Origin of the sequence: Burkholderia sp. AU30198 (genome assembly GCF_020419825.1) — a bacterium.
Taxonomy (GTDB): Bacteria; Pseudomonadota; Gammaproteobacteria; order Burkholderiales; family Burkholderiaceae; genus Burkholderia.
On sequence record NZ_JAIZSA010000011.1, the window covers coordinates 15,746 to 29,734 of the forward strand.

At 68.0% G+C, this 13,989-nt stretch carries 13 protein-coding genes; 2 read left to right on the forward strand and 11 right to left on the reverse strand.

Going from position 1 to position 13,989, the window contains the following annotated elements; translation table 11 throughout:
• Positions 1–95: 95 nt before the first annotated feature.
• The 5 genes from LGN19_RS23070 to zigA are packed head-to-tail and all read right to left on the reverse strand — an operon-like array spanning position 96 to position 4,801.
• Positions 96–1,478, reverse strand: a complete 1,383-nt coding sequence (locus tag LGN19_RS23070) for a dihydroorotase (RefSeq protein ID WP_226217287.1) — start codon at positions 1,476–1,478, stop codon at positions 96–98.
• A gap of 3 nt (positions 1,479–1,481) precedes the next feature.
• Positions 1,482–2,042, reverse strand: coding sequence for a carbonate dehydratase (locus tag LGN19_RS23075; protein WP_089433370.1), 561 nt, complete (start codon positions 2,040–2,042; stop codon positions 1,482–1,484).
• Positions 2,042–2,620 (reverse strand): 6-pyruvoyl trahydropterin synthase family protein, encoded by a 579-nt coding sequence (locus LGN19_RS23080; protein WP_226217289.1) that lies wholly within the window; start codon positions 2,618–2,620, stop codon positions 2,042–2,044. Before LGN19_RS23080 ends, LGN19_RS23075 begins: the two co-directional genes overlap by 1 nt.
• Positions 2,614–3,534, reverse strand: coding sequence for a GTP cyclohydrolase FolE2 (gene folE2 / locus LGN19_RS23085; RefSeq protein WP_226217291.1), 921 nt, complete (start codon positions 3,532–3,534; stop codon positions 2,614–2,616). Before folE2 ends, LGN19_RS23080 begins: the two co-directional genes overlap by 7 nt.
• Positions 3,535–3,592: 58 nt before the next feature.
• Complete coding sequence (gene zigA / locus LGN19_RS23090) at positions 3,593–4,801, reverse strand: zinc metallochaperone GTPase ZigA (RefSeq protein ID WP_226217292.1); 1,209 nt, start codon at positions 4,799–4,801, stop codon at positions 3,593–3,595.
• Between the two features lie 264 nt (positions 4,802–5,065).
• On the opposite strand from zigA, the gene LGN19_RS23095 reads away from it, so the two are divergent.
• Positions 5,066–5,881: a hypothetical protein gene (locus LGN19_RS23095; protein ID WP_226217293.1), complete on the forward strand. Its 816-nt coding sequence runs from the start codon at positions 5,066–5,068 to the stop codon at positions 5,879–5,881.
• A gap of 16 nt (positions 5,882–5,897) precedes the next feature.
• Here the strand turns inward: LGN19_RS23095 and LGN19_RS23100 are convergent, their stop codons facing one another.
• From LGN19_RS23100 to LGN19_RS23125, 6 genes are read right to left on the reverse strand one after another with little or no spacing between them, the layout of a single operon-like run.
• Complete coding sequence (locus tag LGN19_RS23100) at positions 5,898–7,109, reverse strand: acyl-CoA dehydrogenase family protein (RefSeq protein WP_226217295.1); 1,212 nt, start codon at positions 7,107–7,109, stop codon at positions 5,898–5,900.
• Positions 7,106–7,948, reverse strand: a complete 843-nt coding sequence (locus tag LGN19_RS23105) for a hypothetical protein (protein WP_226217297.1) — start codon at positions 7,946–7,948, stop codon at positions 7,106–7,108. The genes LGN19_RS23100 and LGN19_RS23105 overlap by 4 nt, the downstream gene beginning before the upstream one ends.
• A gap of 54 nt (positions 7,949–8,002) precedes the next feature.
• Positions 8,003–8,659 carry a methionine ABC transporter permease gene (locus LGN19_RS23110; RefSeq protein WP_011353926.1) on the reverse strand — a complete coding sequence of 219 codons (657 nt, stop codon included), beginning with the start codon at positions 8,657–8,659 and terminating at the stop codon, positions 8,003–8,005.
• Positions 8,652–9,839, reverse strand: coding sequence for a methionine ABC transporter ATP-binding protein (locus LGN19_RS23115; RefSeq protein WP_226217299.1), 1,188 nt, complete (start codon positions 9,837–9,839; stop codon positions 8,652–8,654). The genes LGN19_RS23110 and LGN19_RS23115 overlap by 8 nt, the downstream gene beginning before the upstream one ends.
• Before the next feature lie 18 nt (positions 9,840–9,857).
• Complete coding sequence (locus LGN19_RS23120) at positions 9,858–11,270, reverse strand: LLM class flavin-dependent oxidoreductase (protein ID WP_226217301.1); 1,413 nt, start codon at positions 11,268–11,270, stop codon at positions 9,858–9,860.
• An 11-nt stretch (positions 11,271–11,281) separates the two neighbouring features.
• On the reverse strand, positions 11,282–12,112 hold the full coding sequence (locus LGN19_RS23125) for a MetQ/NlpA family ABC transporter substrate-binding protein (protein WP_226217302.1): 831 nt from the start codon (positions 12,110–12,112) through the stop codon (positions 11,282–11,284).
• 430 nt (positions 12,113–12,542) lie between these two features.
• On the opposite strand from LGN19_RS23125, the gene LGN19_RS23130 reads away from it, so the two are divergent.
• The gene (locus LGN19_RS23130; protein ID WP_175222533.1) at positions 12,543–13,907 is read left to right on the forward strand and encodes a 2-hydroxycarboxylate transporter family protein; all 1,365 of its coding nucleotides are present in this window, start codon (positions 12,543–12,545) and stop codon (positions 13,905–13,907) included.
• Positions 13,908–13,989: the final 82 nt, after the last annotated feature.

Below are 13,989 nucleotides of genomic sequence, written 5' to 3' on the forward strand. Positions count from 1 at the left end.
GCACGATCGCCGACGGCCTGTCGGTCGTGCAGGCTCCGTCGGGGAAGGCTTACGTACTCATCCGGAAGCGCGGGCACTGAACGGGTAACGTGTCGCTACGCTGCCGCGTCCAGAAACGTCACGGCCTGCCCTGCCGGCGCCCCGTTCAGCGCACCGTCTCGCACCACCACCTGCCCGCGCACGACCGTGTGCACGGGCCAGCCCGTCACCGCGCGCCCGTCGTACGGCGTCCAGCCGCTCACGCTGGCGATCCATTCGTCGCGAATGACGCGACGCGCGTGCAAGTCGACGATGCTGAAGTCGGCGTCGTAGCCCGCCGCAATGCGTCCTTTCCCCGCGATGCCGAAGATCCGTGCCGGCCCGGCGCTGGTCAGGTCGACCAGCCGCGCGAGGCTCAGGCGGCCCGCATGCACGTGGTCGAGCATCAGCGGCAGCAGCGTCTGTACGCCGGTCATCCCGCTCGGCGATTGCGGATAGGGCCGGCGTTTTTCGTCGCGCGTATGCGGCGCGTGATCGCTGCCGATCGCGTCGACCACACCATCGCGAACGGCCTGCCACAGTGCGTCCTGATGATGCCGCTCACGCACCGGCGGATTCATCTGCGCGAACGTGCCGAGCCGCGCGTAGCAGTCGGGCGCGTGCAGGCTCAGGTGATGCGGCGTGACCTCGACCGTCACGCGATGCCGGTGCCGCGCGAGGAACGCCATTTCCTCGGCAGTGGACACGTGCAGCATATGCAGCCGGCGGCCCGTTTCGGCGGCCAGCCCGACGATGCGCCGCGTCGCGGCCAGCGCGCTTTCCGCGTCACGCCAGCGATGATGATCGCGCACGTCGCCGCTCGCTTCCACGAGTGCCCGGCGTTCGCACAGCCGCGCCTCGTCCTCCGCGTGCACGGCCATGCGTCGCCGCCCGTTGCGCACGATCCGGCGCAACACGGCTTCGTCGTCGGCCAGCAGGTCGCCGAACGAACTGCCCATGAAGACTTTCACGCCCGCGCAGCCCGGCAGGTTCTCGAGCGCCGGCAGCCGTTCGGCGTTCGCGGCCGAGCCGCCGATGTAGAACGCATAGTCGCACCACGCACGGCCGCGCGCGAGATCCAGCTTGGCCTGCAGATCCTGCGCGGTCAGCGTCAACGGATGCGTGTTGGGCATCTCGAAGATCGTCGTGACGCCGCCGAGCACCGCGCCGCGCGTGCCGGCCTCGAGGGTCTCCTTGTGCGTGAGGCCCGGTTCGCGGAAATGCACCTGGCTGTCGACGACACCCGGCAGCACGTGCAGGCCGGCGGCATCCAGCAGGACATCGGCGCTCCAGCTGCCGTGCAACGCGCCTAGCGCGACGACACAGCCGTCCGCGCACGCGATGTCGATCCGCTCGGCACCGTTGGGCGTCATCGCGGTGCCGCCGTGCACGAGCAGCTCGGCGTGACGTCGCTTCAGCGCGTCGCTCGCGCCTCCTTCTCGTCGGATAGGCTCGCCCATGTTTCAGAACTCGTTCTGGATGTGCTTGTAGCCCAGCACCAGCGCATTGTTCGTGCGCGCGACGTCCTCGGAGAAATCGCTCGCGTCGGCCGTCACCTGCGGCAACGCCGCGAGATCGGTTTCCGGCCCGATGCGCTCGGTCGAGCGCACGTAGAAACCCGGCGGCAGGTGGCAACCGTCGACGACCGCGTTGTAGCGCACCACGCAGCCGTCGTCGATCGTGCAGTTGAACAGCACGCTGTTGAAGCCGACGAACACGCCGTTGCCGACCTTGCACGGCCCGTGGACGATCGCGCGATGCGCGATCGACGTGTGCTGGCCGATGGTGACGCTCGCGCCCGACTTCGAGTGGATCACCACGCCGTCCTGGATGTTCGAATGCGCACCGATCACGATCGGCGCGATGCGGCCGCCGGCATCCGTTTCGTCGGCGCGGATCACCGCGTACGGGCCGATGAACACGTTCTCCTCGACGATCACGAGCCCGCACAGAATGGCGGTCGGATCGACGAAGGCACTCGGGTGAATCTGCGGCAGGTCGCCGCGCGGGTTCTTTCTGATCATCAGGATTCCTGCCTTGAAATGGGGCGACCGCGCTTGATCCGCTCGAACAGCCCCGGATCGCGCCACTGTCCGGCGATGGCCGGCGCGAACACGATGTCGTCCAGGTCGATGCGGCCCATGCGCGGGTTGAACGCATCGTCGCGAAAACACTGCGCGTAACCGGTCTCGGTCTCGTGAACGATGATCGAATGCAGCCGCACGTCGGCTTCGCCGTTCGCCATGCGGGTGCAGGACAGCGCCGCATCGACGAGACGAAAGAACACGCGCGAGAACTGCTCGGCGCTCGGCGACACGGGCAGCAGCACCCAGCGCTCGGAATGCCGGCGCATGCTCTCGACATAGCAAGGATCGTCACCCGACCACAGCGTCACCGCATGATCGAACGCGTCGATCAGGTCGCGCACGTCGCCCTTGAGCAGCCCGAAGTCGTAGATCATCTGCCCACGGTCCAGCGCATGCGCTTCGAGCAGCAATTCGACGCGGTACGAATGGCCGTGAATCGAATGCGAGCAGCGCCGCGTGCTGCAGCCGCGCACGACGTGCGCGTTCTCGAACCGGAACAGCTTGCGGATCAGCATGCGTCGGCGCCTTCGCGAACCGGCGCGGCCCAGGCCACCGCATCGTGCGGATGCAGGCTTTCCAGATGGCGCACGTGCACGCGCGGGCTCGCATGGCGGCCGTCCAGCGCGGCCTGGACGCGGCGTGCGGCATCCTCGACGAACATCAGGTTCTCGCCGTTCAGCACCGCGAATGCCTGTTCGTCCGCGCGCTTGACGGCCGTCTGCACCGGCGTGCCGAGTGCGTGCTCGATGCGATCGATCAGGTCGACCAGCCCCAGCGTCGTGCCATCGGCGGACAGCGTCACGCTGACGACAGCCTCGCTGCGCTGGCTGTGCGGCGTGGCCGCCGTCGCATGCCGTTTCAGCCACGCGGCGACCGCCGCCGGTTCCACGCGATCGTCGCGGCCGAATGCCGTCAGGAACGCCTGCTCGACCCAGTGCCGCGACAGCGCGGCCGAGCACGGGCACGTCGACGAATAGACGACCGTCACTTGCGCGCGCAGTTCGAACCGGGAGCCGTTCAGCGTCGCATCGACCCGAACCGGATAGGCCTTCCACCCGGCCAGCCCGTCAGTGACCAGCGCCGCGCGGCGTGCCAGCAGGTCGAAGCGCAGCCGCAGCCGCGCACTACGCGTGTCGCAGTCGCGATGGCTATCGACCATCGCGTGCAACACACGCCGAAGGCCGGCCGGCGACAGCGCCGCACCATCGCCGAGACCGTCGAGCAGCCGGTACAGCCGCGACATGTGGATGCCCTTCACGTGCGGCGCGGGCAGATCGACCTGCACGTCGGCGCGCGCATGCACGTCGCGCCGGCAGCCGGGCTCGGCCACCGCAACGGGCAGGTCGATGCCCTGCATGCCGACCCATTCGAGCGGGCGGTGGCCCGGCGCGGCATCGGTCAGGGAAATATCGGGAAGCGGTGCATTCATGCTCGGGGTCCGGTGGAGCGCCTTCTCCATCCGGATCGATGCAGGAAGCGCGTTCAGGTCAGGGCCAGTCGTGAAACGGGTTATCCCACGTGGTCCAGTGGTCGGGGCCGGTGGCCATTTCGGCGTCGGTCAGCAGACACGCGTCGAAGCGCGCGCGCAGCGCGGGCTCGTCCATGTCCATGCCGATCAGCACGAGTTCCTGCCGCGCATCGCCGACGCGTTCGTCCCAGCGCGCGCGGATCTGCGCGACGGCTTCCGCGTCCTGCGGCCAGCGCTCGGGCGGTACGGCAGCCCACCAGTGGCCGGCCGGCCCGTGCCGCGCGATCGCGCCGGCCTGCGACCACGAACCGGCGACGGTCGGATGGGTGGCGAGCCAGAAGAACCCCTTCGAGCGGACGACGCCTGGCCATTCGCTTTCGACGAAATCGAAGAAGCGCTGCGGATGGAACGGCCGACGCGCGCGATAGACGAAGCTGCGGATCCCGTATTCGTCGGTCTCGGGCGTATGCGTGCCGCGCATTTCCTGCAGCCAGCCCGGCGCGCGCGACGCCGCGTCGAAATCGAACAGGCCCGTGTCGAGCACGCGCTCGAGCGGCACCTTGCCGAATTCGGCGATCTCGATCCGTGCGCGCGGGTTCAAGCCGCGCAGCAGCGCGACGAGCCGCTCGCGCGCGCTTGCGTCGATCAGGTCGATCTTGTTGATCACGATCACGTCGCAGAACTCGATCTGGTCGATCAGCAGATCGACCACCGTGCGCGCATCCTCGTCGCCCATCGATTCGCCGCGCGACTGCAGGCTGTCGCGCGATGCGTAGTCGCGCAGGAAATTGAACGCGTCGACCACCGTCACCATCGTGTCGAGCCGCGCGACTTCGCCGAGGCTGCGGCCGTCCTCACCTTCGAACGTGAACGTCTCGGCCACCGGCAGCGGCTCCGAGATGCCGGTCGATTCGATCACGAGCTGGTCGAACCGCCCTTCGCGCGCGAGCCGGTCGACCTCGATCAGCAGATCCTCGCGCAGCGTGCAGCAGATGCAGCCGTTGCTCATCTCGACCAGCTTCTCGTCGGTGCGCGACAGCCCCGCACCGCCATCGCGGACCAGCGCGGCGTCGATGTTGACTTCGGACATGTCATTGACGATGACCGCGACGCGCCGGCCCTCGCGATTGTTCAGGATGTGGTTGAGCAGCGTTGTCTTGCCGGCGCCGAGGAAGCCGGACAGGACGGTCACGGGAAGCCGCGTGGACGGGTGGAGTGCGGAGCTCATCGGGCGATTCCGGAAGGAGGGTGGGCGATCGTCGAGTGATACATTGTATCGCAACGATATAACATATCATTTCAGTCGTCCAGCGGATCGTACTGGTGAAAGCCCCCCGTCGAACAGTTCCGCGCCGGAGGGATTCGAGCGATGACGCGCGGGCGCCGGTACAACGCAAACCGCGAGCGGCAGCGGCACACCACACGGCATGCCGAATGAAAGGTGTGGTTGATAAGCTCTCCGGCGAGACCGATGGCCCCTCCTCCACACACCATGAAAAAGAAAACCTTCGCTGCGTTGTCACTCTGCGCCGTGCTGCCCGGCATCGCCCTCGCCCAGTCGATCGCGGCCCCCGTGCTGAAGCCGGGCGATACCTGGACCTACATCAACACCGTCGAAATCGGCCCGAACGGCTGGCGCCAGACGCGCGACCAGATTTCCGTGCAGCGCACGACTTCCGAGCACATCTACGTCGAAACGCAGCAAAGCGGCGCGACGCAGGCGCCGCGTGAACTGATCGTCGATGCGGACTGGAGCCGTTCCCGCAGCGTCAACGGCACGGAAACCGTGGTGAACCGTCCGCTGGCGTTTCCGCTGACGGTCGGCAAGACATGGGAGGTCAAGTACAGCGAGTCGCACCCGAATGCGCAGCACGCGTCGGAAGCATACGACACGCATTACAAGGTCGTCGGCCCCGACACCGTCACCGTGGCAGGCGGCAAGTTCGACGCGATCAAGATCGAGGCAGAAGGCACGTGGAAGGCGCAAGCCGCGCCGGGACAATCGATCACGTCCGGCGTATCGCGCAACGCGAACGGCTCGACGATCGTCATGCAGAGCCGCAACAGCGGGATGGCGGAAGGGACCGGCAAGACCTATATGGCGTTCTGGTACGTGCCGGCGGTCGGCCGCTGGGTCAAGTCGGTCGAGGAGTTCTACGACACGAACGGGACGCGGAACGCGCGCTATTCGAACGAACTGGTGTCGTTCAAGCGCGCCGGCGTGGAGGGCGGCGCACCGCTGGCCAGCCAGCCTGCGCTCGCCCCCGTGGCCGCGCCGACGGAAGGCCCGCCTTCCGTCGACCAGTAACGGAGCGCGTGCTCACTTACGTATAGAGCGACGCCGGCGGCAACGCCCCGGTCAACGCGAACCGGCCCACATCGCGCAGCCGGTAGTCGAGCGGATCGTGCAGCGTATGCGTGCGCGCGTTCCGCCAGAAGCGGTCGAGGCCGAGCGACGCGGCCGTCGCGCGTGCGCCGCATGCGTCGAACAGCGCCTCGCCGTTCTCGAGCGCCGCGCGCTGCGCGACGATCTTCGCCTCCGATACCGCGAGCGCCACCTCGGCGCGTTCGTCCGCCGTCAACGCATCCTGCCGCGCCCACGCGCGCTGCAACGCTGCGGCCGCAAGATCGGCCAGCGCCGCCGACGAGATCGCCCGCACCCGCATGTCGCCGAAGCGCTGCAGCGTGTACGGATCGTCGCTCGCCTGCGCGACCTCCGACTGGATCCACGGACGGCCCTGCTGCAGCACGTAGTCGCGTGCTTCCTCCAGTGCGCCTTCCGCGAGCCCGACGAACAGGTTGGTCAGCACGAGCTGCGACACGAGCGTGCGCAGCGTCGCACGCGGGGTCGGCGGCGCTTCGGATCGGTGCAGCACCTCGTCCGCCGCGAGCGTCACGCCATCGAAGCGCACGCTGCCGCTGTCGGTCTGGCGCTGGCCGATCGGATCCCAGTCTTCGTTGACCGTGATCCCGGGACGATCGGTCGGCACCACGCCGAACACGGGGCGGCCGGTGTCGGGATCGTGCGCGGATACCGTCATCCGCTGCGAGCCGCGCGTGCCCGAGCAGAAGCCCTTCACGCCATCGAGCCGGTAGCCGCCATCAGGTGTCGCCGTGGCCACGAGCCGCGTGTCGAGCGGATTGACCGCATTGCCCCACCACCACTGCTGCTCGACCGTGCCGCGCAGATAGCGTTCGCGCTGTGCGGCGTTGCCCCACACGTCGACGCTCACCACCTGCAGGCACTGGAATCCGACGAGATGCGCAAGCGCGCTGTCGACGCGCGCGATCTGCCGGATCGCATCGTAGATCGCCGGCCACGCGGCTTCCTGCCCGCCGAACGCGCGCGGTACGGCAAGCGTCAGCAAACCCGCATCGGCGAGCCACTGCTTCTCCTGCGCCGCATGACCGCCCGCGCGATCGCGCTCGGCGGCAGTCGTGCGCAGCGCGTCGATCACGCGGGCCAGCGCGGCGCGGTCAAAGGCGGGCGTATCGGTATCGGGCGCGAAGGTCGCCGGGCCACGTGGATCGTTCATGCGACGGCTTCCTGCGCAACCGCTTCACCCGACAGCGGCACGAGCGCGTCGAGCTGGCGGCCCGTCAGCCGCGACAGGATCTCGCGGCGCCAGTCGTCGTAGATCGCGCGGTATTCGGCGATATCCGCGCCGAACACGTGCGCGGTGTGCGCGTACTCGTCGTGCAGATAACCGTCGAGCCGCGCCTGCGTTTCCTCGTCGGCCGCGATCACGCGATCGATCAGCGCGTCGCGTTCCGCCGCCGGCAGCGCCTTCAACGTGTCGAACCACCACTGGACGATCTGCACGCGATGCCACTCCTCGTCCGGCCGGATCCGGTTCTCGCCATGCTCGCGCATCGCGGCATCGCCGATGCGGCCGGTCCTGCGCTGGATCCACAGCTTCGCGAGGATGTGCAGCTCGTAATGCCATTCGAACGCGAGAAAGCCCGCGACGTCGCGCACCGCGATGTCGCCGATGCGCGCCCAGTGCGCGGCGACCAGCCGGTCGACTTCCGGCAGCGGATCGCGCCCCGTCAGTTCGGTCACGCGTTCGCGGCCGATCACCGCGTGCGCGCCGTCGTCGCCGAGCTGGCGCGACAGGATCAGCTGGAAGTGCGGATCGTCGCGGAACAGCGTGTCGATCGCCTTCGCGACGACCTGCACGATGAACAGGTCGTGCGACGCCATCTTCGTGTAGTAATCGGCGACGGCGGCCAGTTCGTCGTCATTGCGCGGCTCGCGCGGCGGCATGGCGAGCTTCGCCGGGAAGTCCGGACGATGGCGTCGCGCCACGTCGAGAAACAGCGCTTCCTCGAATTGTCCGTTCCATTCGCGCGGTGCGCCGATGGGCAAGGTCATAGGTTTTGTTCTCTCAGAATCATGAATGAAGCGAGCGGACGCTTGTGGCGTCGCTCAGGTACGCCGGGTCACGCGTCGGACCAGGCGGTCGCCCGTGATTTGCACGGCCGAGACGAGCGCGATCAGGATCACGATCACAGTCGCCATGACGGTGGTGTCGAAACGCTGGTAGCCGTAGCGGATCGCGAGATCGCCGAGCCCGCCCGCGCCGACGGCGCCCGCCATCGCGGTCGAGCCGATCAGCGCGACGACGGTAATGGTGAAGCCGCCGAGCATGCCGGGCAGCGCTTCGGGCAGCAGCACGTGCCACACGATGTGGCGGCGCTTCGCGCCCATCGCGAGCGCGGCCTCGATCAGCCCGCGGTCGACTTCGCGCAGGCTCACCTCGGCGATCCGCGCGAAGAACGGGATCGCGGCGATCGACAGCGGCACGACGGCCGCCCAGACGCCGATCGTCGTGCCGATCAGCACGCGCGTGAACGGCAGCAGCGCGACGAGCAGGATGATGAACGGCGTCGAGCGGAACACGTTGACGAGCGCACCGAGCACCGCGTTCACGCCGCGCCGCTCGTAGATGCCGCCGGGCGCGGTCGTCACGAGGATCACCGCGAGCGGGATGCCGATCAGCGCGGCGATCGCGGCCGACGCGGCGACCATCGACAGCGTGTCGCGGATCGCGTCGAGCAGTTCGGGCCACCAGAGGTCAAACATAGCCGAGCACCTCCGCGTGATTCGCGTGGCGGCGCGCGCGTTCGAGCAGCGCGGCAACCGCGCCGCCGAGGGCCGGCGGCTGGCCGGCGTCGTCCGCGCGCGGGGCGGCCGCGATCACGAGCCGCCCCTGCGCATGCCCCTGGATGCGCTCGATCCCGCCGTGCAGGAAACGCACGGAACCGCCGAGCGCCGCCGCGAGCGCACCGACATCCGGCTCGCCACCGCTCTCGCCCGTGTAACGCACATCGAGCACGACCTGTGCGCCTTCGGGCAACGCGGCCTGCTCGGGCAACGGCTGCACGCGCGCGGCCAGTTCGGCCGGCAGGTCGTGCACGAGCGTGCTGAGCAGCGCGCGCGTCGCGCCGTGTTGCGGATCGCCGAACACGCGCCACACGGGGCCCGTTTCGACGACTTCACCCTGTTCGATCACCGCGACCGTGTCGCACACCGCGCGGATCACTTCCATCTCGTGCGTGATCAGCACGATCGTCAGCCCGAGGCGGCGGTTGATGTCGGCGAGCAGCGCGAGGATCGACTGTGTCGTCTCCGGATCGAGCGCCGAGGTCGCCTCGTCGCACAGCAGCACCTCGGGATCGTGCACCAGCGCGCGGGCAATGCCGACGCGCTGTTTCTGCCCGCCCGACAGGCTGGCCGGATACGCGTCGCGCTTCGCGGCAAGCCCGACGAGTTCGAGCAGCGCCTCGACCTTGCGCACGCGCTCGGCCTTCGGCACACCGGCGATCTTCAGCGGCAATGCGACGTTCTCGAACACCGTCTTCGCGGACAGCAGGTTGAAATGCTGGAACACCATGCCGGTGCGACGCCGCAGCGCGACGAGACCGTCCTCGTCGAGCGCGCCGACGTCGACGCCCTGCACGCGCACGCGGCCCGAGCTCGGCCGTTCGAGCCCGTTCACGAGCCGCAGCAGCGTCGATTTCCCCGCGCCGCTGCGGCCGATGATCCCGAACACCTCGCCACGCCGCACGTCGAGCGTCACGTCGCGCAGCGCGGCAGCCTGGCCGCGCGGCGTCGCGAACACCTTGCCGACGTGTTCCAGCGACACCGCGGCGGCGCTGGCCGAGTCGGCCAACGTGGCCGCTTCGTCATGCGTCGTGGCAGCGGCGCCGGCACGCGCGGCCGACGCGTCGATGAAACCCAGCGTATCGAACAATTGCGTCATCGCTTCGCTCCGTCACGTTCACGCATGCGCGGGATGCGCGGGTTCGGCCACGGCAGCCGGCCGGTGCTGCGCGCCCGTGTGCCATGCGGGCAGCCGCGGGCCCGCGCCGAACAGCTTCTCGCGCAGCGTCGGCGCGGGATCGTAGTCTTCCTTGTAGACGCCACGGTTCTGCAACTCGGGCACGACCCAGTCGACGAAATCCTCGAACGACTCGGGCATCACGGTGCGCGTCAGGTTGAAGCCGTCGATGCCGGTCTCGTCGATCCATGACTGCAGCTCGTCCGCGACCTGCGACGGCGAGCCGACGATCGGCGCGTAGCGGCCGCCGAGCGACATCTGTTCGAGCATCCGCCGCACGGTCCACGTGCCGGCCGTGCTCTTGCGCGAGATCGCGTCGACGGCCGACTGGATCGAATCGGTCTTCACATACGAGATCGGCTCGTCGAGGCCGTACTTCGCGAAGTCGATCCCGGTCGAACTCGCGAAATGCGCGAGTCCGGCTTCGGGGCTCGCGTAGCGGCGGTATTCGTCGAACTTCTCGCGGGCGAGCCGCTCGGTCTCGGCCGTGACGGCGCTCACGCCGGCGAAGATTTTGATCGACGCCGGGTCGCGCCCCTGCCGTGCAGCGGCCGCGCGAATGTCGAGCGCCGCCGCGCGCGCGGCGGCCTTGCTTTGCCCGTTCACGAACACGCATTCCGCGTGACGCCCCGCGAATTCGACGCCGCGCGCGGACGCACCGGCCTGGTACAGCACCGGCGTGCGCTGCAGCGACGGCTCGCTCAGATGAATCGCGTCGATCGAATAGAACGGCCCGTCATGCTTCACGCGCCGCACCTTGCCCGGCTGCGCGAACACGCGGGCGTGCGCGTCGCGGATCACCGCGTCGTCGTCCCAGCTCTGTTCCCACAGCTTGTAGACGACGTCCATGTAGTCGTCCGCGCGCTCGTAGCGGTCGTCGTGGCCGATCTGCTGCGCGAGGCCCATGCCGCGCGCGGCGCTGTCGAGATAGCCGGTGACGATGTTCCAGCCCACGCGCCCTTTCGTCAGATGATCGAGCGTCGACATGCGGCGCGCGAACAGGTAAGGCGGTTCGTAGGTCAGGTTCGCGGTCACGCCGAAGCCGAGGTGCCGCGTGACCTGCGCCATCGCCGGCACGAGCAGCAGCGGATCGTTGACGGGCACCTGCACCGATTCGCGCAGCGCGGCATCGGGGCCGCCGCCGAACACGTCGTACACGCCGACGATGTCCGCGAGGAAGATCCCGTCGAACTTGCCGCGTTCGAGCGTTTTCGCGAGGTCGGCCCAGTAGTCGAGATCGGTGTAGTGCGCGGAGCGGTCGCGCGGATGGGTCCACAGACCGTGGTTAATGTGCCCGACGCAATTCATGTTGAACGCGTTGAGCAGGATCTTCTTGCGGTTCGCCGTCGTCATGGTCGCCTCCGTCACCACGCGATCGCGTACAGCGAGCCGAACGCGTTGTCGAGCGCCTTGCGCACGGCCGGCGAATGCTGGTAGATCGCGATGAACTTGCGGATGCGCGGGTCGTTCACGCTGTCGGGCCGCACGACCCACTGGATCGCGAAGATCTTGTTCTCGGTGCCGTCGAACAGCAGCGCGCTGTTCGGGTCGGTCGTGCCGGCGAGCTTGATGAAGCTCGGGTAGCCCTGCGCGAGATCGACGTCGTCGAGCGAACGCGCGAGCTGCGACGCTTCGAGCGGAATGATCTTCAGGTGCTTCGGGTTCGACACGATGTCGTGCGTCGTCGCGCGGTAGTCGGCGCCCGGCTTCAGCGTGATGAGCCCCGCGCGCTGCAGCAGCAACAGCCCGCGCCCGCCGTTCACCGGATCGTTCGCGATCGCGACTTTCGCGCCGTCCTTCAGCTCGCTGAAGTTTTTCACCTTCTTCGAATAGAGGCCGATCTTCATGATCGTGCCGGGCGCGATCGATACGAAGTTGTAGCCGCCCTGCTTGTTCGCGTTCTCGAGGAACGGGATGTGCTGGAAGTAGTTGACGTCGATGTCCTTGTTCGCGAGCGCCGCGTTCGGCGTATTCCAGTCGGTGAATTCGACGATCTTCACGTCGAGCCCCTGCGCCTTCGCCTCCTTCGCGGCGACCTTCAGTGCTTCGATCTGCGGACTGGTCGAGATGCCGATCTTCAGCGGCGCGGTGTCGGCGTGCGCGCCATTGAGCAGCGCGACGCCAAGCACGGCGGCGGCCAGCAGACGCGCGACGCGGCCGGCGGAAATGCGGGCGGAAAAAACGGCATGCAGCATGGAAACCACTCTCCTGTCCAAAGACGGTATCGACGGATGAGCGACGCCGCGGCGAACGCAGGGCGTTCTCCGGACGGGGGGCATCGCATCGGAAAAGGATCAGTCGATGATAGAGAGCGGCGCGGGGACGGTCTACGAAGCGATTGTGCGAAGAAAATCGCGCGCGGCGATATGGCGGCCGGCCACGCCGGATCGGGGGACAGACCGGGCGCGGCCGGCCGCCAGGCCGAAATCTCGGCCTGGGCGCCGGGCGAATTCCGAAATCTCGGCCAGCCGAGCGGGCGGCCCTTTCCGCAGACGAAACAAACCCCTTATAAATCAATACATTAAAAATATTCCGGCAGGCCGGATTTCTGGCACGGGGGTTGCGTAATAGACGGCACACGATGCCGCGAAGCCATGCAGGCATTCCAACATCAGGAGACACGTCTTGCAGACCTCTATCCATACCCCGTCCCATCCGGAGCCGGTTTCCGACGCCGTCGCCGCCCCGCGCGAGCGCTTCTGGCCGGAAGGCTGGTGGAAACTGATGGAAATCCGCATCGGCATCATTCCGCTGCCCGTCTATTTCATCCTGCTCGCGCTGATCGTCGGCTTCTCGGTGACGGGCAAGGTGCCCGGCGAGATCTCGATGGCGATCGCGGTGCTCGCGTTCTTCGGCTTCACCTGTGCCGAACTCGGCAAGCGCCTGCCGCTCTTGCGCAACATCGGCGCGGCCGCGATCTTCGCGACCTTCGTGCCGTCGGCGCTCACCTACTACCACCTGCTGCCGAAGCCGGTGCTGAACCTGACGGTCGAATTCACCAAATCGACCAACTTCCTGTACCTGTTCATCGCGTCGATCATCGTCGGCAGCATCCTGAGCATGGATCGCCGCGTGCTGATCCAGGGATTCGTGAAGATCTTCATCCCGCTCGCGGCCGGCTCGGTCGCGGCCGCAATCGTCGGCACGGCGGTCGGCACCGCACTCGGCCTCGGCGCGCGCCACACGCTGCTGTACATCGTCGTGCCGATCATGGCGGGCGGCGTCGGCGAAGGCGCGATTCCGCTGTCGATCGGCTATTCGGAACTGATGCACCTGCCGCAAGGCGAGATGTTCGCGATGGTGCTGCCGCCGGTGATGCTCGGCAGCCTGACCGCGATCATCCTGTCGGGCGCGCTCGACATGCTCGGCAAGCGCCTGCCGCACCTGACCGGCAACGGCCGCCTGCAGGTCGGCGAATCGGGCGACATGACGCCGGAGAACGAGGAAATCCGCGGCCACGTCGACGTCACGCACATCGCAGGCGCCGGTATCACGGCGATCACGCTGTACCTCGTCGGCCTGATGGCGTTCAAGCTGTTCGGCCTGCCCGCACCGGTCGCGATGCTGTTCCTCGCGGTGCTCGTGAAGCTCGCGCGCGCGGTGTCGCCGCCGCTGCAGGAAGGCGCGTTCGTCGTCTACAAGTTCTTCTCGACCGCCGTCACGTATCCGCTGCTGTTCGCGATCGGCGTCGCGATGACGCCGTGGGACAAGCTGACCGCCGCGTTCACGATCGTCAACGTCATCACGATCGTGTCGACCGTCGCGACGCTGATGGGCACCGGTTTCGTGGTCGGCCGCCTGATGAAGATGTACCCTATCGACACCGCAATCGTGAACGCCTGCCACAGCGGGCAAGGCGGCACCGGCGACGTCGCGATCCTGACTGCCGCGAACCGGATGCAGCTGATGCCGTTCGCGCAGATCGCGACGCGTATCGGCGGCGCGATCGTCGTCACGGTCACGCTGATCCTGATCGCCCACTTCGGATGACGCGCTGCCGCGCGCACCGTCGCGCAGGCCGCTTCGCACGCGCCGCCGCCGGCCCAGCCGGCGCGCGGCGCGCGTCGTTCAG

What these genes read in the sequence shown, in the direction of transcription:
- LGN19_RS23070 (WP_226217287.1), bottom strand. Translation starts at nt 1,478, where the DNA reads ATGGGCGAGCCTATCCGACGAGAAGGAGGCGCGAGCGACGCGCTGAAG.
- LGN19_RS23075 (WP_089433370.1), bottom strand. Translation starts at nt 2,042, where the DNA reads ATGATCAGAAAGAACCCGCGCGGCGACCTGCCGCAGATTCACCCGAGT.
- LGN19_RS23080 (WP_226217289.1), bottom strand. Translation starts at nt 2,620, where the DNA reads ATGCTGATCCGCAAGCTGTTCCGGTTCGAGAACGCGCACGTCGTGCGC.
- folE2 (WP_226217291.1), bottom strand. Translation starts at nt 3,534, where the DNA reads ATGAATGCACCGCTTCCCGATATTTCCCTGACCGATGCCGCGCCGGGC.
- zigA (WP_226217292.1), bottom strand. Translation starts at nt 4,801, where the DNA reads ATGAGCTCCGCACTCCACCCGTCCACGCGGCTTCCCGTGACCGTCCTG.
- LGN19_RS23095 (WP_226217293.1), top strand. Translation starts at nt 5,066, where the DNA reads ATGAAAAAGAAAACCTTCGCTGCGTTGTCACTCTGCGCCGTGCTGCCC.
- LGN19_RS23100 (WP_226217295.1), bottom strand. Translation starts at nt 7,109, where the DNA reads ATGAACGATCCACGTGGCCCGGCGACCTTCGCGCCCGATACCGATACG.
- LGN19_RS23105 (WP_226217297.1), bottom strand. Translation starts at nt 7,948, where the DNA reads ATGACCTTGCCCATCGGCGCACCGCGCGAATGGAACGGACAATTCGAG.
- LGN19_RS23110 (WP_011353926.1), bottom strand. Translation starts at nt 8,659, where the DNA reads ATGTTTGACCTCTGGTGGCCCGAACTGCTCGACGCGATCCGCGACACG.
- LGN19_RS23115 (WP_226217299.1), bottom strand. Translation starts at nt 9,839, where the DNA reads ATGACGCAATTGTTCGATACGCTGGGTTTCATCGACGCGTCGGCCGCG.
- LGN19_RS23120 (WP_226217301.1), bottom strand. Translation starts at nt 11,270, where the DNA reads ATGACGACGGCGAACCGCAAGAAGATCCTGCTCAACGCGTTCAACATG.
- LGN19_RS23125 (WP_226217302.1), bottom strand. Translation starts at nt 12,112, where the DNA reads ATGCTGCATGCCGTTTTTTCCGCCCGCATTTCCGCCGGCCGCGTCGCG.